At 66.6% G+C, this 16,535-nt stretch carries 14 protein-coding genes and 3 pseudogenes; 3 read left to right on the top strand and 14 right to left on the bottom strand.

Translation table 11 applies throughout. The features are described from left to right. Positions 1–565: 565 nt before the first annotated feature. From MKK60_RS06045 to MKK60_RS06010, 7 genes are all read right to left on the bottom strand, one after another. Entirely contained in the window at positions 566–1,624 is a 1,059-nt protein-coding gene (locus MKK60_RS06045) for an adenylate/guanylate cyclase domain-containing protein (RefSeq protein WP_243984364.1), read from the bottom strand. A 130-nt stretch (positions 1,625–1,754) separates the two neighbouring features. Then, complete coding sequence (locus MKK60_RS06040; RefSeq protein WP_243984362.1) at positions 1,755–2,300, bottom strand: cytochrome b; 546 nt, start codon at positions 2,298–2,300, stop codon at positions 1,755–1,757. Next, positions 2,297–3,409, bottom strand: a complete 1,113-nt coding sequence (locus MKK60_RS06035; RefSeq protein WP_243984359.1) for a catalase family peroxidase — start codon at positions 3,407–3,409, stop codon at positions 2,297–2,299. The genes MKK60_RS06040 and MKK60_RS06035 overlap by 4 nt, the downstream gene beginning before the upstream one ends. 9 nt (positions 3,410–3,418) lie before the next feature. Further along, entirely contained in the window at positions 3,419–4,186 is a 768-nt protein-coding gene (locus MKK60_RS06030; protein ID WP_243984357.1) for an anti-sigma factor family protein, read from the bottom strand. 2 nt (positions 4,187–4,188) lie between these two features. Further along, entirely contained in the window at positions 4,189–4,719 is a 531-nt protein-coding gene (locus MKK60_RS06025; RefSeq protein WP_243984354.1) for a sigma-70 family RNA polymerase sigma factor, read from the bottom strand. A gap of 647 nt (positions 4,720–5,366) precedes the next feature. Then, complete coding sequence (locus MKK60_RS06015) at positions 5,367–6,071, bottom strand: alpha/beta hydrolase (protein WP_243984352.1); 705 nt, start codon at positions 6,069–6,071, stop codon at positions 5,367–5,369. Between the two features lie 229 nt (positions 6,072–6,300). Next, entirely contained in the window at positions 6,301–7,221 is a 921-nt protein-coding gene (locus MKK60_RS06010) for a LysR family transcriptional regulator (RefSeq protein ID WP_243984350.1), read from the bottom strand. Positions 7,222–7,323: 102 nt separating this feature from the next. Between MKK60_RS06010 and MKK60_RS06005 the strand changes: the two genes are divergently transcribed. Both MKK60_RS06005 and MKK60_RS06000 read left to right on the top strand, forming a co-directional pair. Then, the gene (locus tag MKK60_RS06005) at positions 7,324–7,770 is read left to right on the top strand and encodes a cupin domain-containing protein (RefSeq protein ID WP_243984347.1); all 447 of its coding nucleotides are present in this window, start codon (positions 7,324–7,326) and stop codon (positions 7,768–7,770) included. A gap of 432 nt (positions 7,771–8,202) precedes the next feature. After that, positions 8,203–9,507, top strand: coding sequence for a glycosyltransferase (locus MKK60_RS06000; RefSeq protein WP_243984345.1), 1,305 nt, complete (start codon positions 8,203–8,205; stop codon positions 9,505–9,507). A gap of 330 nt (positions 9,508–9,837) precedes the next feature. On the opposite strand, the gene MKK60_RS05995 is transcribed toward MKK60_RS06000, so the two are convergent. The 5 genes from MKK60_RS05995 to MKK60_RS05975 all read right to left on the bottom strand — a co-directional run bounded on the left by MKK60_RS05995 (position 9,838) and on the right by MKK60_RS05975 (position 14,430). After that, positions 9,838–10,566, bottom strand: coding sequence for a phytochelatin synthase family protein (locus tag MKK60_RS05995; RefSeq protein ID WP_243984343.1), 729 nt, complete (start codon positions 10,564–10,566; stop codon positions 9,838–9,840). Positions 10,567–10,605: 39 nt separating this feature from the next. Further along, positions 10,606–12,108, bottom strand: a complete 1,503-nt coding sequence (locus MKK60_RS05990) for an MFS transporter (protein ID WP_243984341.1) — start codon at positions 12,106–12,108, stop codon at positions 10,606–10,608. A gap of 14 nt (positions 12,109–12,122) precedes the next feature. Continuing rightward, positions 12,123–12,929 (bottom strand): glycosyltransferase, encoded by an 807-nt coding sequence (locus tag MKK60_RS05985; RefSeq protein WP_243984339.1) that lies wholly within the window; start codon positions 12,927–12,929, stop codon positions 12,123–12,125. 140 nt (positions 12,930–13,069) lie between these two features. Continuing rightward, complete coding sequence (locus MKK60_RS05980; protein ID WP_243984367.1) at positions 13,070–13,795, bottom strand: SDR family NAD(P)-dependent oxidoreductase; 726 nt, start codon at positions 13,793–13,795, stop codon at positions 13,070–13,072. Then, positions 13,795–14,430, bottom strand: coding sequence for a DUF938 domain-containing protein (locus tag MKK60_RS05975; RefSeq protein ID WP_243949572.1), 636 nt, complete (start codon positions 14,428–14,430; stop codon positions 13,795–13,797). The genes MKK60_RS05980 and MKK60_RS05975 overlap by 1 nt, the downstream gene beginning before the upstream one ends. Before the next feature lie 202 nt (positions 14,431–14,632). Here MKK60_RS05975 and MKK60_RS05970 point away from each other — a divergent pair. Continuing rightward, positions 14,633–15,201, top strand: a pseudogene (locus MKK60_RS05970) (tyrosine-type recombinase/integrase). A 149-nt stretch (positions 15,202–15,350) separates the two neighbouring features. Here the strand turns inward: MKK60_RS05970 and MKK60_RS05965 are convergent. Together MKK60_RS05965 and MKK60_RS05960 are read right to left on the bottom strand one after the other, a co-directional pair. Continuing rightward, positions 15,351–16,037 (bottom strand): annotated as a pseudogene (locus MKK60_RS05965) (zinc metallopeptidase). 249 nt (positions 16,038–16,286) lie between these two features. After that, positions 16,287–16,535, bottom strand: a pseudogene (locus tag MKK60_RS05960) (ABC transporter ATP-binding protein); the annotation flags it as partial.

Raw genomic sequence — 16,535 nt, 5'->3', positions numbered from 1 at the left:
CGCAGGGCAATCCCCGGCGTACGCCCGTGGGGATCGGGCAGATGTTCTGAAAACCCCGCGATAGCGTCGATGTACCCTGGGCGGTGCGCGGGGACGTTTTGATCGCCTACGCAGACCCGGGGCCGGGGTACGGGATGGGGTCCGGGATCGGCACGGCGTGACCGATTGACGATTGTCGGCCCCCGGCCCCGCCCCCCGATCCGATCACGGGCTGGGAGGGGGGGGGGGGGGGGCATCTCCCCCGCTGCGAGCCGACACGCATTATGAGGCCCACACTTAGGATGCCGCAACGCAGTTAGTCGGCCGTCACTGGAGCAGATGCTGGAACGGGGCGCAGAACGGTGTCAAATCTGGCGGATGTTACCCGTGCCCTCGGTCCACTCACGACCCAAGCTGGCTGTTTAAGGCCACGGCTCCTACTTCCGAAACCGGACATCGAACAAGAGCTTAGGGCGCAGGCGAAGCCGCCATTAAATAGTAGGTCGTTTGATATACCTCCTAGTATCCAGTCGCAGGAAAAGGATATATTTCTCGGCGCGTTTCGATTTTCTAGGGGGGCATGTACTTATGAGCCTGCGGAGTAGAGTGACGTTTCCGATCGCTCTTGGACCGCGGCGACGCAAAGCGTTTCCTGCCGACCACGGACGTGGTATGATCCCAGATCATTGGTGACCAGATCACGTGGAAATTCGCCGAGTCTCTTGAGCAAATCCCGAGATACCAGCACAGGGGTTCGAAGTTCTTTCGCGAGACTCTCAAGGCGGCTGGTGGTGTTCAAGGTATCACCGAAATACGCGATCTTACGATGCGCGAGGCCGACCTCAGCGGTCACGACGGAGCCGCAATGGAGAGCGGCCCGAAATTCTGGCACTTGGCCGAACTGTGCCTGCCAGTCGGCAGAGTTCTCCCTGAGGTTTTGAGCGAAGTCGAAGACACAGCGTAGGCAAGCGGCGTCACGGGCGCCCTGAGCTATTGTCCAGCTCACCAGCGCCATGTCACCAACGTAATCGTCAATCGAGCCACGCGCGCGCGCGACCGGCCCAGCAAGCGCGCCAAAGATGGCGCCGAGATATTTCTGGGCTGCAAGGTCGCCGTGCAACTCAGCAAATCTAGTCGATCCAACCACGTCCAAGAACAGAAAAATCCGCTCCTCACTTATAGGGTGATGATATCGACCAAGTAGCAAGTTAGTGAAAACGCGCGGGCCGATGAGGTCACGGACCCGAAACACGAATGCCGCGAGTGCTGAAATTGCTAATGAGTAGGCAAACCCAGAATTTGACAGCATCATCGCAACCCGAGCATTCGGCATATATCCGAATACACGGTGGAGTATTGATCCGGCGATCGCGTTGCCGATGACGATCATCACCACATAGATTGCGACCGTCGCTGCTGCAAAGAGCGGCGTAGCTGCGTGGCGTATTCGCGCTCGCAGCCTCTGCAGAAACAGGCCGCGCTCGTAGAACAGGATTGGCGCTCCGATGAAGATGCCGCGGACCGCTGATGCAGTTGGTAACCCAACGTCGAAGATGACGGTGTAGAGGAGGCCGGCCAACCCGCCGATAACCGGCCCGATGATCCAGAAGCCAAACCGAGATACTCGCAACGTCTCAAAATTCATCGACTGACCGCCACCGGGCTTTTAGGCCGAGCCAACTTTTCTCGCGTCGTGGGTGACGACGAAACTGACATCGATCAAACAGCCTGTTCCGTCGTCGTCATCAATGCTTTGTGGGCCGCTCCTTGCCGTGTCAATGAACGCGAGACGGCCGAGCTCGAGTCATGCTGGAGAAGACACCATCCCGGCGGATCAGCCCGTGCAACAGCGCGGCACCGAGATGGGCAAGGATGAGACCGAAAAATGCGTAGGCCAGCACTGTGTGAAGCGGACGCAGCCAGGCGTAGACCGTGGGATCGCGCGGCAGAATTAGCGGCAGCACCACAGAGCCAGCAAGCCCAATGGGGTAGCCGGCTGCAGACAGCATCGCCCAGCCGATAAGCGGCAGCCCGAGCATCAATCCGTAGAGCAGGATGTGCGAGGCGTGCGCCGCCTGTCGCTGCCAGCCCGGAAGGTCCGCCGGCAGTTCGGGTGGCGGGTGGCGCCACCGGTTGACGAGGCGGAGCCCCGCAAGGATCAGGATGCCGATGCCGAGGGGACGGTGCAGCGCCACGAGGGCATCATAGTGCACGAGGGAGGTCACCATCGCCACGCCGATGAACAGCATGGCCAGGATCATGCCGGCCATGGTCCAGTGCAGCAGCCGGGCCCGTCGGTTGAAGTGCGTGGTGTTGCTCACAATCCGGCTCCTGCAGCGGGGACATCGTGGACGGCGCTCGGCGCTTTCGGCTCACCGGCGCGTCGCGTGAAGGATTGCGCGTAGGCTGCCGAGCGCGCGCTCAGCAGCGGATCATCCGATCCCGCGATGCCGGTGGGCAGGACCAGGGGGTCGAAGTTGACGTCACGGCAATTGCCGTCGGCCTCCGCCTCTGTCGCGGTCACGATCACCGTCCCGAGGTCGACGCGCGTCCGCTCGGCCGGCCAGGGACGCGTCGCGTCCGCCGTGGGATCGCCTGCTTCGCCGAGGGAGACGACGAGGTGCCAGCGGACGGGCGCCCGATGGACCGCGGACTCGAAGTCGTCGAACAGGTAATTCTTGTCCGCACGTGCGGTCTGAGCCGCACTCTCGGCTGTGGCGGCCTGCTCCGGCACGAACGCCCAGCGAACGGGCGTTTCCGTGCCGTCTCCGGCCACGAACCGGAAGGCGTTCAAGCCCCGGAAGGTGTCGTCGGCGAACCCGGAGGTGATCGTGCGCGCCTTGATCAAGGCCGCTGCCGTCGTGCTCTCCGGGTTCGCGGCGAAGAAGGCTTTAAGTGCCTCGGGATCGTGCTTGCCCGTGGCCGGATCGGGCTTGGCGGCGAGAAGCTGGGCATAGAACGCATCCGGGGTTCGCACCGGGAAGACCGGGATGTCGTTGTTGCCGGTGCGCCATTGCTCGCCGTCGGGAAGTTGGAAACGGAGTGCGAGGCTGCGCACTGTGGTCGATGCATCCGCTGCGTAGGGCTGGCCGCCTGCGAGCGCGATGCGCCCGGTGACCGGGGTGATCTGGCCCGCCGTGAACAGCGACGCTTTCGACAGGCTCTCGCCCCGGCCGCTGCTCTCGAAGCCGCCGGCTAGGCAGAGCCCCTTGGCGTGGTTGCGTCGGAACCCCGGATGCGGGCCGTTGACCTGCTCGAAGCGGTCGACGATCCGAGCCTGGGTCAGGGCGCCCGGCGAGAACCAGCCACCGGCATAGGCGAAGGCCCCGGCGGCGGCGGCGACAAGCCCTCCGATGGCACCGAGGCGCAGGATGACGGCGCGCGGGTTGAGAGCCGGACTAGCGCCGGTCAGGTCGTTAAGGAGGGACATAGCTGGCCTTCAGATCTTCTTCGCGGTGGCGCGTCGGATGTCATTGGCGAGCGGGTGAAGGACCGCCGGGTCGGCCGCTCCTACGAGGCTGTAGCCGAGCCCGTCCTGAGCCCAGGCGTAGCCGTTCGACGTCGCGGATATGTGCGACTGCATCGGCGCGTCGCTGGGCACGGACATCGGCCGCATCAGCATCACGAAGCGCGCGCCATGCCCGTCATCGTACATCAGCAGCCCGGCTGGCCCCTGGGCCGTTGCGACGAGGCGTCCGCCCATGAGGTGATAGCCGGAGCTGCTGAGGTCCGGCACGCCCACCGGCCGCCTGAGCCGGGCCGAGAACCAGCCGGCAAGCTCGTCCCGGTCGGCTGCGGCGAGCTCGACCGGACGGGTGTGGTCTGGGGCATAGACCGCGTAGTTCATGCTCGCCGCCTGGGCCAACGCCTCGATCCCAGTCGGCACCGGCGAGACCGCATCGCGCAGGCCCCAGCCTCCGGCGCCGCCGAGGAGAAGTAGCAGCCCGGCTGCCATCGCCTGCCAGACTGGACGTTGCGGGCGACGGTGTGCCTCGACGATCCGCGTCAGGTTCAGCTGGGCAGGGACCGGCTCTGCGGCGATGGGCGCTAAGGCGGCACGCATCCCCTCGCCGAGGGCGACGAGGCGGTCGACCCGTGCTCGCGCCTCGGGATGTTCGGCGAGATAGGCCTCAACCTCACGCCTCCGGGCGGCATCGAGCCGCTCATCCACGAGGCCCTGGAGATCGTCGTCGCTGATGGGACGCATGGTCATTTCACCCTTCGCAGAAGCGGGCGCTTGGCGGGAACGGCCGCCTCCGCGCCGTCCATCAGCTGGAGCATCCGGTCTCGGGCCCGTGACAGGCGGGACATCACGGTGCCGGTTGGGATGGCAAGGATGTCGGCGGTTTCGGCGTAGGACAGTCCTTCCACCGTCACGAGGAGGAGGACGCTGCGCTGCTCCTCCGGCAGGGCATCGAGCGCGCTCATGAGGTCGCGGTGGCGAAGGCCGCTCTCCTGTGTGGGTGCCACAGCGAGGTTGGCTTCTGCCGTATCCTCGATCGGCATGTGCGCACCGCGCCGAGAGCGCTGGCGCATCTGCGTCACGGCGAGGTTATGGAGGATGGCGAAGAGCCAGGTCCGCGTGTCGCCATCGACTTGGCGCTGGTGCCACCGACCGACGGCCCGTTCTAGGCAATCCTGCATGAGATCGTCAGCGTCGGTGGGATTGCGTAGGAGAGCACGGGCGTAGCGGCGCAGGGCCGGGATCAGCGGCTCCATAAGGCGCATCATGTCCGTCATGTCCGGTCTCCTGGCATGGGCGGGACTCCTCCGTTGCAGGTCGACCGGTGCAGACTCGCTCCGGGGCTGGCGACTGAGGCATGGACGCTGCCGTTTCGAGATTATTCCAGCCGCGAACCGAAAACTTTCACCGGCTCATCGTATCTCGGATCTCACCAGTGCTGGCCCGGAGGCGGAATCAGAATTTTTCGATGAAGCGCGGAATAAGCCAGCGAAGACGTCGTCTGTCCGGCATCGCTGCTCGACGAAGTCGGATCGAGCATAGGACAACCGAGACTTGCCATGATGATAATCAAGACCTTCTCGGCCGTCGCAGTCGCGTCCGCCTGCACCCTCGCTGCTCTGGCGGGTGCCTCTCAGGCCCGCCCCGTCCCGCATCCGACGGACGGCCCCATGATTACCGGCTCAATAGTGGCGCCAGCGCGCTCCGCCAGCTGGCTCGGCAGCATGAACACTGATAGCGGAAACGCTCGGAACCCGGCCCTGCCGGGCTATGCTCAGGGTCGTGGCAAGGAGACCGGCGGCCCAGCTCGCGAACTCATTCCAATCTAAACCGGCTTTCCCCGAGCGCGCGCGAGCCCGTGCTTCGGGGCGACCCGCGTGGTATTTGCCGGCCTCGTTTAGTTGGTAACTAACGAGTTCGGAAGTTAGCCACCGTGGGTTTGGAGCCAACCGGCAATCTCGCCCACCACCTTCTGCTCGATGCCGTAATAGCCGTGGGGTGAGAGCGAACCACAGGCTCTGTCCGAACGTTGCATGCCGCCGCTGACTGATAGGACCAGAACGCTCGGCGAGCGCGTCATGGCCGCAGCGATGCGTGGGGCCATCTCAGGCGGAGCCACGTTGCAGGCGTCGTCGCGATTTGCCACGACCAGCACCGGAATGCGCACGCCCGATGGATCCGCGTCAAAGACCGTTTCGGTGCTTCGTCGTCCAGGCACTGACACGGACTCGGTCAACACCAAACCCGCAATGAGGCCCAGCCGGGCGTGGGCGGCTCCGTTCATCGCCGCTATCGTCCCTTGGCTGGTACCGACCAGGAAGACGGGTGCAGGCGCATGGGCTCGGGCGTAGGCCGCCAAACCCTCTACCAGCCGGCCATATTCTGGGGAGCTTCGCACGCCCCGCAGGGTCGCGTGATCGATCGTGTCGGGGATCAGCACGGCGTAGCCCCTTGCCACCCAGTCGGCCCGCGTGCGGACGACGAAATTGTCATCGTGGCGCAGATCGCCGTCGCGCTGAACGCCGATGTCGCCAGACCCACCCGGCAGCATGACGAGCGTCGCTCGGGGATGAGGTGGTGCGTCGTAGAGAACGTGCTGGTTCAAACCGTCCCCGAGCGACAGAGTCACCACCCGATCTCTTGCAACAAGGGTCTGTTCCGTTGGTCCGGTCTGGGCGATCGCCGGGGCGCCGAGCAAGCTGACAGCAGCGAGCGAGAGTAAGGATCTACCCAGCGTTGTAGGGGCCATCCTGTTTCTCCATCCCGCGGATCTTAAAGCACTCTCGCTCTACCACAGGACGTGGAGGGCAGCCGATCAGAACTGCGAGCGACCTCCGTCGATGGCGATTTCGTCCCGGTCACCCCGGTGGGCCGCCGAGGTCGGGGTGAGAGGCAAAGGCGGCCGCCAACATGGTCACAAAGCTACGCACCTTGCTGGCGATGTTGCGGTTGGCCGGGTAGGCGGCGTGCAGCGGTATGACCGGCAAACGCCAGTCTGTCAGAACTGGTACGAGCGTGCCGGCGCGGATTGCCGGACCGACTACGAAGGCGGGCTCGAGCGCTATGCCCGCTCCTGCAAGGGCGGCGGCCAGCAGCGTTGGTCCGTTGTTGCATTCCAGCCGGGGCAGGATCGAAACGGCGGCAACTTCACCATCCCGGTCGAACCGCCATCTGCGGCCCCACCGCAGCTCAGAGAAATGAAGGCAAGCATGCGTCGTTAGGTCCTGCGGCGTCACCGGTACGCCGCGGTGGTCGAGGTATGCCGGAGACGCGCATGCGATTATCGGGGATGACCCAATCTGCCGCGTGACAAGCGTCGGCTCGACAGCAAGCGCACCGCGGATTGCCAGATCGAAGCCGTCGCTGATTAAGTCCACTGCGTCGGTCGATAGCTGAAGATCGATCGAAACGGCCGGGTTTTCGGTTAGGAAGCGCGCGGCCACTGGGGCGACGTGATCGGGTCCGAGGTCCGGAGGCGCTGCGATCCGTAGGCGGCCGACCGCCTCGGTCTGGAAGGCCGTTGCAGCTCGCCCGGCATCCCGCACACGTTCCTGGATGTCGGCGAGAGCCTCTCTGTACACCGCGCCGGCTTCCGTCAGCCGCACGGCGCGCGTGGAGCGTTGTAGCAGTTGGACGCCTAGGCGCGCCTCCAAGGCGCGGATCTGCGCACCGACGGCTGAACGGCCCATTTCGAGGTCTTCAGCTGCGCTCGTGAAGCTCGCCCGCTCGGCAACGGCAAGGAACGCTATGATGCCGGCAAGCGGATCGGTTGTCTTCATGTGCCCGCCAATCCGCCAAGGGATGTACGATCATCGATCTTATCCCGGCGGATCGCAAACGGTAGCTCTGGAGAACGACAACCATACCGACAGGACGTTCACATGGCCGAAGCTCTCTGGTTTGCCACTGCCCGCCTGACCATCCATTTGTCGCAGAAAGACAATGCCAACCGTCTCTCGCTGATCGAGCACCATATGGCAGAAGGCTTTGCCGTCCCGCTTCATGTCCATCATGACGAGGATGAAAGCTTCTACATCCTGCAGGGTGAAGTCCGCATGCAGATCGACAATGAGGTTCGCCGGCTGGCACCGGGCGACGCGTTGACGGTCTCGGGTGGGACCCCGCACTCGTTCCGTATCGTTTCGCCAGAGGCCCGGTTCCTCTCGATGACGACGGGTCGGTTCGAGGCGATGATCCGCAGGCTAGCCCGACCTGCACAAAACGAAGGCCTACCGCTACAAGCCGAGCCGACCGACGAGGAGGTCGCGGCGGTGGTCGCAGCCTGCGCTGCGCACGGCATTGAGTTCCAGGGACCTGCGGTCGCTTAAGGCGCGGGGTGGCAGCTTTTAAAAATCCCCCTTCCAAAAGCTGCCAGTCTCAAAACCCCTCATCACAGTCGTCCAGACGGGCGATCTGAAACGACGGGATCTGGCCGAACGTGGCTTGTCCGCTTCGAAGCAGAAACGCAGAGAAGCGGACGGCACACCCTCGACACCATGCGATGAGGACAAGGCGTCTCCTGCTATTTTGAAGGGCGCACGAATCCTGGGAGGAACACCAGAGCCGACGCGAAGCAGCGGCGAATGCTCGGTCGTCCGACATTACGCCCGTAACCTTATCGCCGACAGGCGAAACGCTGCGGTCATGCGCAAGGCGCAGACACCCGGTCAGGAGCGTAGACCGTCGTTCACCGCCGAGCACGGAACAGTGCAGCGCGTACGACCGACCAGTACCTGCTTTGTCGCCGTCACGGGTCATCCATGAAAATCCTCTTTGCCGCTACGCCGGCCGCCGGCCACCTGAATCCGCTGCTAGCCATCGCGCGCATGGCCTTGGCGCGCGGCGACGAGGCGCTGGTGACTACGGCCGGGTACCTACGCCCGTCCGTCGAGAAGTCCGGTGCCCGCTTCCTGCCCCTCGCCGCCGGCGCTGACATCGACTTCACACGGATCGAGGACGTGTTGCCCGAGCGCGCAAGTCTACCCCCGGGCCCGGAGCAGCTCCGCTACAATTTCGAGCGTATCTTCCTCGACCCGATGCCGCCGCAGACCGAGACGCTGCGTAAGATCATCGCGTCCGAACGTCCCGACATCATCGTCGTCGACGATCTGTTCTTCGGCGCGACGGCCCTGTTCCTGGACGAGGGGACGCCCCGGCCACCGATCGTCGCCTGCAGCATCACGATCATGGTGGCCGACAGGCCGGACGGGGCCCCGACGATGATCGGGTTGCCGCCGGCGTGCGACGAGGCTGCACGCGCGACGTACGCGGCCATTGCAATCGAAGCCGAACGTGTATTCGGTGCGCCGGTCCGCGCCTACGCGGATGCCAAGCTCGCCGGGATGGGCTTGCCGCCATTGCCGTGCTCGGTGCTGCATTCGCGCCATCTCATGGCCGATGCCTTCCTTCAGACGACCGTACCGGCGTTCGAGTACGATTTCGGAGGCTTGCCCGACCACGTCCGGTTCGTCGGCGCACTGCCCCCTCCGCCTCAGCGGGACGCCGCCTTGCCGGACTGGTGGGGCGAACTCGACGGGTCCAAGCAAGTCGTGCTCGTGACCCAGGGGACAATCGCCAACGCCGATCTCGGCGAACTGATCGAGCCGACCCTAGCGGCGCTCTGCACGCGCGACGATCTGCTGGTGCTCGTCACCACCGGCTTCCGACCGATCGGGAACGTGCGCGGACCGATCCCAGGGAATGCTCGTCTTGCCGAGTTCCTCGATTTCGCGGTGCTCCTGCCGAAGGTCGACTTGCTGGTCACCAATGGCGGTTACGGGACTGTGCAGCTGGCTCTTCAAGCCGGCGTACCGATCGTGGCAGCGGGGCGCACCGAGGACAAGGCCGAGGTTGGCGCCCGGGTGGCGTGGTCGGGCGTCGGCATCGAGATCCCGTCGCAGCGGCCTGAGGTTCGAGACCTGCGCGCGGCGGTCGATCGGGTCCTGACCGAGCCGTCCTTCGCCGAGCGCGCGCGGGCGATCGCGGCGGATATGGCGGCTATCGATACGCCGGCTGCGATTCTCGGAACGCTGGACCGCCTCGTCGCCGAATTCAGCGCGGCCTGATCCGTTCCGAGATCCCGGGCGACGCGAGCCATCGTCTCATGGCCTGACAGAGGCGCGCCAGCTACGCCGAGACAACCTTAGAAGGGCCGTGAGCCGGCTTGAGCCGGGCCGTCGGCCGTACGGGACCCGCCACCCCTGCGTGGGGCCCGCCCCACGAACCGATGGCGTTACGGTTGCATGGTCGGCGACGGGCCGCCCCGTTTCCCCGAATGCTGACCGGGCGCGCCCAGAGGCGACCGAGGTAGATCCATCGGAAGTCTCCCGTCGACCGTCCTCCAGAGCGCTCGCAGCGACGGTTTGACGCCAGCCCTCGACCGGTGCGCCCCAGCCTCAATGCCGGGTCGTATCGACGATCAGCAAGCCGCGCGTCTTGCCCGAAGTGCTATCGCGCGTCGCGACGGCGCGCCAAAGGCTCTCGCTGTCGATCAGGAAGGGCCGGTAGTCGCCGTTGACGTCGCCGACGAAGACTAAGTCCGCATCCGGCAGATATCCGAGGATCGGAGAGAAATGCCCGGCGCCGCGGCCGAACACGGGGCCGCAATGGAAGTTGACGATTAGTCGCCTGTCGGGATCGTTGCCGCTCTTCATCAGACCGCGGAATGCCGGCGACGTGAGACCGCGCACGACATGGACCGGGCGATCGAGCCGCCTTCGTATCAGGTCGGCCAACTCGTCCAGCGTTAGCCCGTTTAAGAGCACACCGAACCAGGGTTGGAACGCCGTCCCCCGGAGCACGTCGGCTTGCGAGAAATCGACGCCGAGGGAGCGGAGCAGGTTCGCCACCGTGGGGGGACCACAGAAGCTCGGATTGCTCTGGTACTCGTAAGGCCGTCTCCGGTACGCCGCTACCGGAAGAGCCCAAGCCCGCGCCAGCAGCGCAGGATCATGGAAGGCCGGCCGCGTCTCGATCGACGTGTCGGACGCGTAGGCGTTCGGCTTGAGGAGACGCGGATTGACGCCGGCCACGCCGGCCAAACCGGCCAGAAGAACGGCCGATCCGAGGAAGGCGGCCAGACGGCACTTCCAGACCCGGCCTCGACGAACCTGTTCGCCCATCATGCGGATGAATCCCGGTCCCTTTAAGATTGCACCCGGCCGCTATGGGGCCAGAGCGATGGCGAACAGGCGCAGGACGACACTTGCGCCGCGCACGGGCTGGACGGCGACGATCCGCGCCTCGCCGGACGTCGCGGATCGAACCACGGCTTCCGAGGCGACGCAGTCGCAGGCCGTCGTGCGGGTCATCTGCTCCAGGCGGCGCGCCACGTTGACGGTATCGCCCACCGCGGTGAACTCGACGCGCTCCGCCCCGATGGTGCCGACGAAAACCGGGCCGCGGTGAAGGCCAACCCCAATGCGGACCGGCGGCAGACCCGCCCTCGCCCGCTCACAACTCCAGGCCAGCATAGTGGCAGCCAGAGAGCGGGCCGCTACGACGGCGCGATCCGTATCTTCGGGTGCCGCGCGCGGCACGCCGAAGACGGCCATGACCTCGTCGCCGACGAATTTGTCGACGAGGCCGCCCGCCGCCTCGATCGCCCTCGCCGCGCGCCGGCGGAATTCGGCGAGGAACGCCGCGACTTCGCCCGGCGATAGGGTTTCACAGAGTCCGGTGAAGTCGCGGATGTCGGCGAACAGCACCGTCGCCTCCTGCTCCATCGCGGCGATCACCGCCCCCCCCGAGGGCGGCCATGCCAGCGCATCGACGAGGAGCATCGCCGCCACGACGGTGGCCCCGGCGAGCCCGGCGCCGATCACCCAGCGGGGGCCAATGCCGCGGGCGGCGAGTCGGCCGTTCAGGGCGGCGCCGCTCATTACCGACAGGGAACTCACCCCGAAGACGAGCCCGTAGGCCGACGGGCTGAACCCGAGGGCGCCGATGAACACCAGCGCGGAGCCCGTGATGTAGGCGAAGACCGCGCCCGCCGCCGCGGCGTTGCACAGGGCGTGGCTGAGGAAGGCCCGGTTCGCCAGGATCCCGACATAGCCGCCCAGGATCCCGGCCGGCGCCGGACCGGGAGCACGGCGCAGGGTCTCGTCGATCTGCGGGATCGCCGCTAGGGTCACCAGGGTGGCGGCGGCCGGCGCGGCGTGGATCAGGCGCCAGCCCCCGACATCCATCAGGCTGGCCCCCAGCGTCGGGGCAACCATCGGCACGACGTTGACGGTCAGGACGACGAACGACATCCGGGCGCGCGCCGCCTCGCCGGTGAATAGGTCGCGCACCATCGCGAAGACCGCCATGCCGGGACCGGCCGCGCCAATCCCCTGGACGGCCCGGAACAGCAGGAAATGCGGCAGCGTCCGTGAAGCGGCGCAGCCGATGCTGCCTCCGATCAACAGGAGGCAGCCGCAGACGATCGCCGGCCGGCGTCCGAGCCGGTCCGAGACCGGCCCGTAGACCAGGAGCGCGGCCCCGAGCCCGAGCAGGTAGACGGCCATGGCCGCGCCCATCGCGGCGGTCGGGACGTGCATCGCCGCCGCCGTCTCCGACAGGCTCGGCAGGATCATGTCGATCCCGAAGGTCGGAAGCGCCGCGAGCAGCCCGAGCAGCGCCGAGAAGGTCCGCGAGTCGGGGCGGATGCGGGGCCGCGCCGGCACGGCGGCAATCCCCTTCAGGCCCAAAGCCGGCCTCCGTCGCGGGACGCGGCATCCCGGTGCGCGGCGACCATCGCGCCGATCTCGCGGACGAGCCCGCCCGCCTCGATGTCGGCCCGCACGGCAGCGCCGAGGGTCCCGGCGGCCGTGCGGAAGCTGGGCTCCGCCAGGAGCCGCTGGATCGCGGCCGCGATCTCGTCCGGGCTCACCGCGCCGGGCAGGCGCAGGCCGGCGCCACGCAGCGCGATCCGGGCGGCGTTGTCGGCCTGGTCGCGGGCGAGCGGGATCACCAGCAGCGGCACGCCGTGCAGCAGCGTGCGGCTGACGATGCCGTGGCCGCCCTGGCAAATCACCAAGTCGGCCTCGGTCATGAGGGCGTCGTGGGAGGCGGTCGCCACGACCCGGATGGTGTCGGGGGCGTCCAGGTCCCCGGCCTCCACATTCGGGCCGGTGGTCACGATGGTCTCGGCCTCGACTGTCCCGACGGCGCGCACGATCCGCCGGAGGAGGCCGGTCTGGTTCTGGGCACCGGTGCTGCCGGCGATGAGGATGCGCGGCCGGCCCAACCCAGACCACGCGGTCCGGGCCCCCCGCGACCAGACCGGCTCGTCGAGCAGCGGGCCGATGTAGCGGTAATTGGCGGGGAGCATCGCCGTGTCGAAATCGAAGGTCTGGCTGATCGCCAGCAGGACCCGCTCGGCCCGCTCGAAATGCGCGAAGGCGGTGGCGACCGGCGGGAGCCCGAACGCACGCCGGGCGGCATTGAGCGCCGGCCGGCCGCTCTCCATCGCCGAGACGATCGCGTCGGTCGCGGCCTTCGGCACCAGACGGTCGCTTACTTGAAACTGAATGTCCGCTGCTGGGCAGTGGGCTGATGTCCGCTAATGGCGCATGTCGTAAGTGATCTCAGCTCCGAACGGTCGTATGGCGCCGCCCCGCGCTTCCGCTCGGGCCGAAACCGCACTTAGGCGGGGATCGGCGAGCCGTCCCAGGCGAAGACGCCGCCGGTGTCGTTCGCGCCTAGACCGCTCAGCACGCGCAGGAGATGCGCCGCGCTCTCCTCAGGCGAGAGGACACCATCGGCCGTTGGGTCTGGCCGGAAGGGCCGCGACAGGTCGGAGGCGACCGTGCCCGGATGTAGGCCTACAACGATCGCCTCCGGTCGGCTGCGGGCGACTTCGATCGCGAGCGTTCGCAGAATCTGGTTCAGCGCCGCCTTCGAGGCGCGGTAGGCGTACCAACCGCCGAGTCGGTTGTCGCCGATCGATCCGACCCGCGCCGACAAGGCCGCGAACACGCATCGCTCCCCTCGCGCCAGCAAGGGTACGAAGTGCTTGGCGACGAGCGCAGGGCCGATCGTGTTGACTGAGAAGACGGTGGCCATCGCGGCAGGGTCAAGCGCCCTGACCGTCTTCTCGGGCGAGACGCCCGCCCGGTGAAGAAGGCCGGTGGCGACGATGACCAGACCGACCTGTCCGGCTTCGCCGACCCTGGCCGCCGCCGCCGCAATCGTCGCCTCGTCGCACAGGTCGATCGGAACGGTTCGGACGCCTTGCGGGACTGACGCCCCCGAGCGGGAGAGCGCGAAGATTGGCGCGTAGGCCGCAGCCTCGGCGAGGGCGCGGATCAAGGCCCCGCCTATGCCGCCGGACGCACCGACGACGACCGCGCTGGTCAGGCGCAAGGGGATCAAGCCGCGGAATCCCTATCGACCGCGGAGCCTCGGCGCCCGCGGTGAAAGATCAGACTGCGGTTGTTGGCCGGCATCACGACGCGCTCGGCCAGATGCAGATCGTGCGCTCGGGCGGCGGCCGCGACTGCCTCGATGTCGCGGATCCCCCAGGAGGCATTCCTCGCGCGCAGGCTGTCGTCGAACGCGGCGTTGCTCGGCGCGGTGTGCGCGCCATCCTCCCGGAAAGGACCGTAGAGGTAGAGGACACCACCTTCCGCGAGCGTCGCTTCCGCGCCAGCCATCAGCCCGATGGTCGCGTCCCAGGGTGCGATGTGGATCATGTTGATCGCGACGACCACATCAGCCCACGCCGCTGGCCACGGGTGACGGATCGCGTCGATCGCCAGCGGCGACCGGATGTTCGCCAACCCGGCGGCGCGGGCATGGGCGACGATGCTGCGACGGGCCGCTTCGTCGGGGTCGCTGGGCTGCCAGACGAGCGCGGGTAGCGCGCGAGCGAAATGGACGGCATGCTCACCGGACCCGCTCGCGATCTCGAGGACGAGACCGCTGGGCGGGAGAACGCGCTTGAGGACTTCGGTGATAAAGGCGGCGTTGCGAGCTGCGGCCGGCGAGAACAGGGCATCGGGCATGAGCCTCTTCTACGAGCGGCCGATACCGAGCGCATACCTCTTTGTCGCGACACGCCTGATTCGAGCTAACTATCCGCTCCAGCCCAGAGCGCGCCGCTACGACGGGCGGATCGCGGTGAGATGCTGATGGCTCCTTAGAAGGAGTTCCATCATGCCTCCAGCCAGCGATACCGCTCGCCGTCCGTGAAACCTCGGCCGTCTCATTGGCCCCAAGCCTCCGTTCCAGCCAAGCACATCTGGGCGATCCGCACTCGCTTGCAGCACGAGGGCCGCACGCGCGATCTCGCCCTGTTCAACACCGCCATCGACAGCAAACTGAGCGGCTGCGATCTCGTTCGCCTACGCGTAGCCGGTGTCCACCTCGGTGACGGCGTCCGCCTGCGCACAACCATCGTTCAGCAAAAGACCGGTCGGCCCGTACCCTTCGAGCTGACCGAAACCACCCGCGAGACGCTTGCGGCTTGGCTGCAGCTGCGGGGTCTACGTGCCGGGGACTGGCTGTTCCCGAGCCGAAGCCGCCCGGGCGAGCATCTCACGACGCGCCAGTATGGCCGGCTCGTCGATGAGTGGGTGGCGCTGATTGGGCTCGACCCCGCGGGCTACGGCACGCACAGCCTGCGTCGGACAAAGGTCGCGCTCATCTACCGGCGAACGGGCAACCTGCGAGCCTGCCAGCTGCTTCTCGGGCACACCAAGCTGGAGAGCACAGTGCGCTACCTCGGCATTGAGGCAGACGACGCGCTGGTTATGTCCGAGCAGACTGACATTTGAAGAAGATCGCAGCGGCCTACTGCAGGCCGCTGCGCCCAGTTCCCTGCCGTCCCATAAGTGAGCCAAGCAGCGGATTGGGTCTGACCGGAAATAGATGGTGCGCTTCCAAGTAAGTGCGGCTGAAGAATAAGACGCTCGCCTGGGAGGTTTTAGAACGGGAGGAGTCGCCGATAGCGCGCAATTTTCACGAGCGCAACGAGTGACGAGGCCACCTATGTGAGGGCGGCGGCGCGCAGTACAGTGCGGGCACCGGGCATGTCGCTGGCGTCGAGGAAGCGACCTGTTTCCAGGATGGGCAGGGCCCGGCGGAAGCTTGCATCGAGTTCGACGGGTAGCGTCAGGAAGTGGAATAGGAGGCGAACGCCGAGGAGCGCGATGCCGATACCCACCTGTAAGGCGAGCAGGACAGGCGAATGGACGAAGGCTAGCACCACTGGCGCAGTCATCATCACTACGGCCGCGGCGAACTCGAAGCCCCGCACGACCGGTGCGAACTTCACCCGCGCCGCGAGGAGCCGGTCCCCCGCCGCGTGCTGGAGCGCGTGGGCGACCTCGTGCGCCGCGACCGCGACTGCCGTGATCGAGCGGCCATCATAGTTTTCCGGCGATAGCCGCACGATGTTCGCGACCGGATCGTAGTGGTCGGCTGGCGCGATCTCGACGGGGACGTGCTCCAGCTATGCCAGGTCAAGCAGATGGCGGGCGTGTTCGCCGCCAGTCCCGGGCAAGTCCGGCCGCTCCGTGGCGTGTTGCTGCATCGCCCGGCGCACCCACCAATGGGAGCCGAACACGAAACCGAACAGGAGGGCGGCGCCAAGCGCTATGAGGACGGGCACGAGCGATATGTAGGCATGCGGCCGTAGCTGTGGAAGCGCGACGCCTTATACGAGATGTTCACCGCCCAACAATCGCGCGACAAGTGTCAAAGACCGGATTGGGTGGCAACCGGACTTTGACCGTCTGTCCAGAAGCAGACCTTCCGCATCCGACCCAACCCATTCGTCGGGATTGCCGTTGGCGCTTACCGAAAGCATCCGTCAGTCTGTCGTCTGGGAGCTTCGGCCGTCTCGCAGGCCGTCGTGCTATCAGGGCTGAATAGGCTGCAGGCCCGGCACCGCCGCGAGGAGCGAGCGAGTGTAGGCGTGATCCGGCTGCCGGAAGAGGTCGGCCGTGGGCCGCATCTCCACGATGGCACCGCGATGCATCACGGCGATGCGGTCGCAGATCTTGGCGGCAACGCGCAGGTCGTGAGTGATGAACAGCATCGCGAGGTTCAGGCGCTGCTTGAGGTCTTCCAGCAGGTCGAGCACCTGCGCCTGGACCGAGACGTCGAG

Origin of the sequence: Methylobacterium sp. J-092, assembly GCF_022829325.1 — a bacterium.
In the GTDB taxonomy this organism is placed as follows: Bacteria; Pseudomonadota; Alphaproteobacteria; order Rhizobiales; family Beijerinckiaceae; genus Methylobacterium.
Note: the sequence above shows the minus strand (reverse complement) of the source record. Positions and strands in the feature narration are given on the sequence as shown.

Bases quoted from the DNA above. Each gene is read 5' to 3' on its own strand.
- MKK60_RS06045 (WP_243984364.1), bottom strand. From the start codon at position 1,624: ATGAATTTTGAGACGTTGCGAGTATCTCGGTTTGGCTTCTGGATCATC.
- MKK60_RS06035 (WP_243984359.1), bottom strand. From the start codon at position 3,409: ATGTCCCTCCTTAACGACCTGACCGGCGCTAGTCCGGCTCTCAACCCG.
- MKK60_RS06030 (WP_243984357.1), bottom strand. From the start codon at position 4,186: ATGCGTCCCATCAGCGACGACGATCTCCAGGGCCTCGTGGATGAGCGG.
- MKK60_RS06025 (WP_243984354.1), bottom strand. From the start codon at position 4,719: ATGACGGACATGATGCGCCTTATGGAGCCGCTGATCCCGGCCCTGCGC.
- MKK60_RS06010 (WP_243984350.1), bottom strand. From the start codon at position 7,221: ATGAAGACAACCGATCCGCTTGCCGGCATCATAGCGTTCCTTGCCGTT.
- MKK60_RS06005 (WP_243984347.1), top strand. From the start codon at position 7,324: ATGGCCGAAGCTCTCTGGTTTGCCACTGCCCGCCTGACCATCCATTTG.
- MKK60_RS06000 (WP_243984345.1), top strand. From the start codon at position 8,203: ATGAAAATCCTCTTTGCCGCTACGCCGGCCGCCGGCCACCTGAATCCG.
- MKK60_RS05995 (WP_243984343.1), bottom strand. From the start codon at position 10,566: ATGATGGGCGAACAGGTTCGTCGAGGCCGGGTCTGGAAGTGCCGTCTG.
- MKK60_RS05975 (WP_243949572.1), bottom strand. From the start codon at position 14,430: ATGCCCGATGCCCTGTTCTCGCCGGCCGCAGCTCGCAACGCCGCCTTT.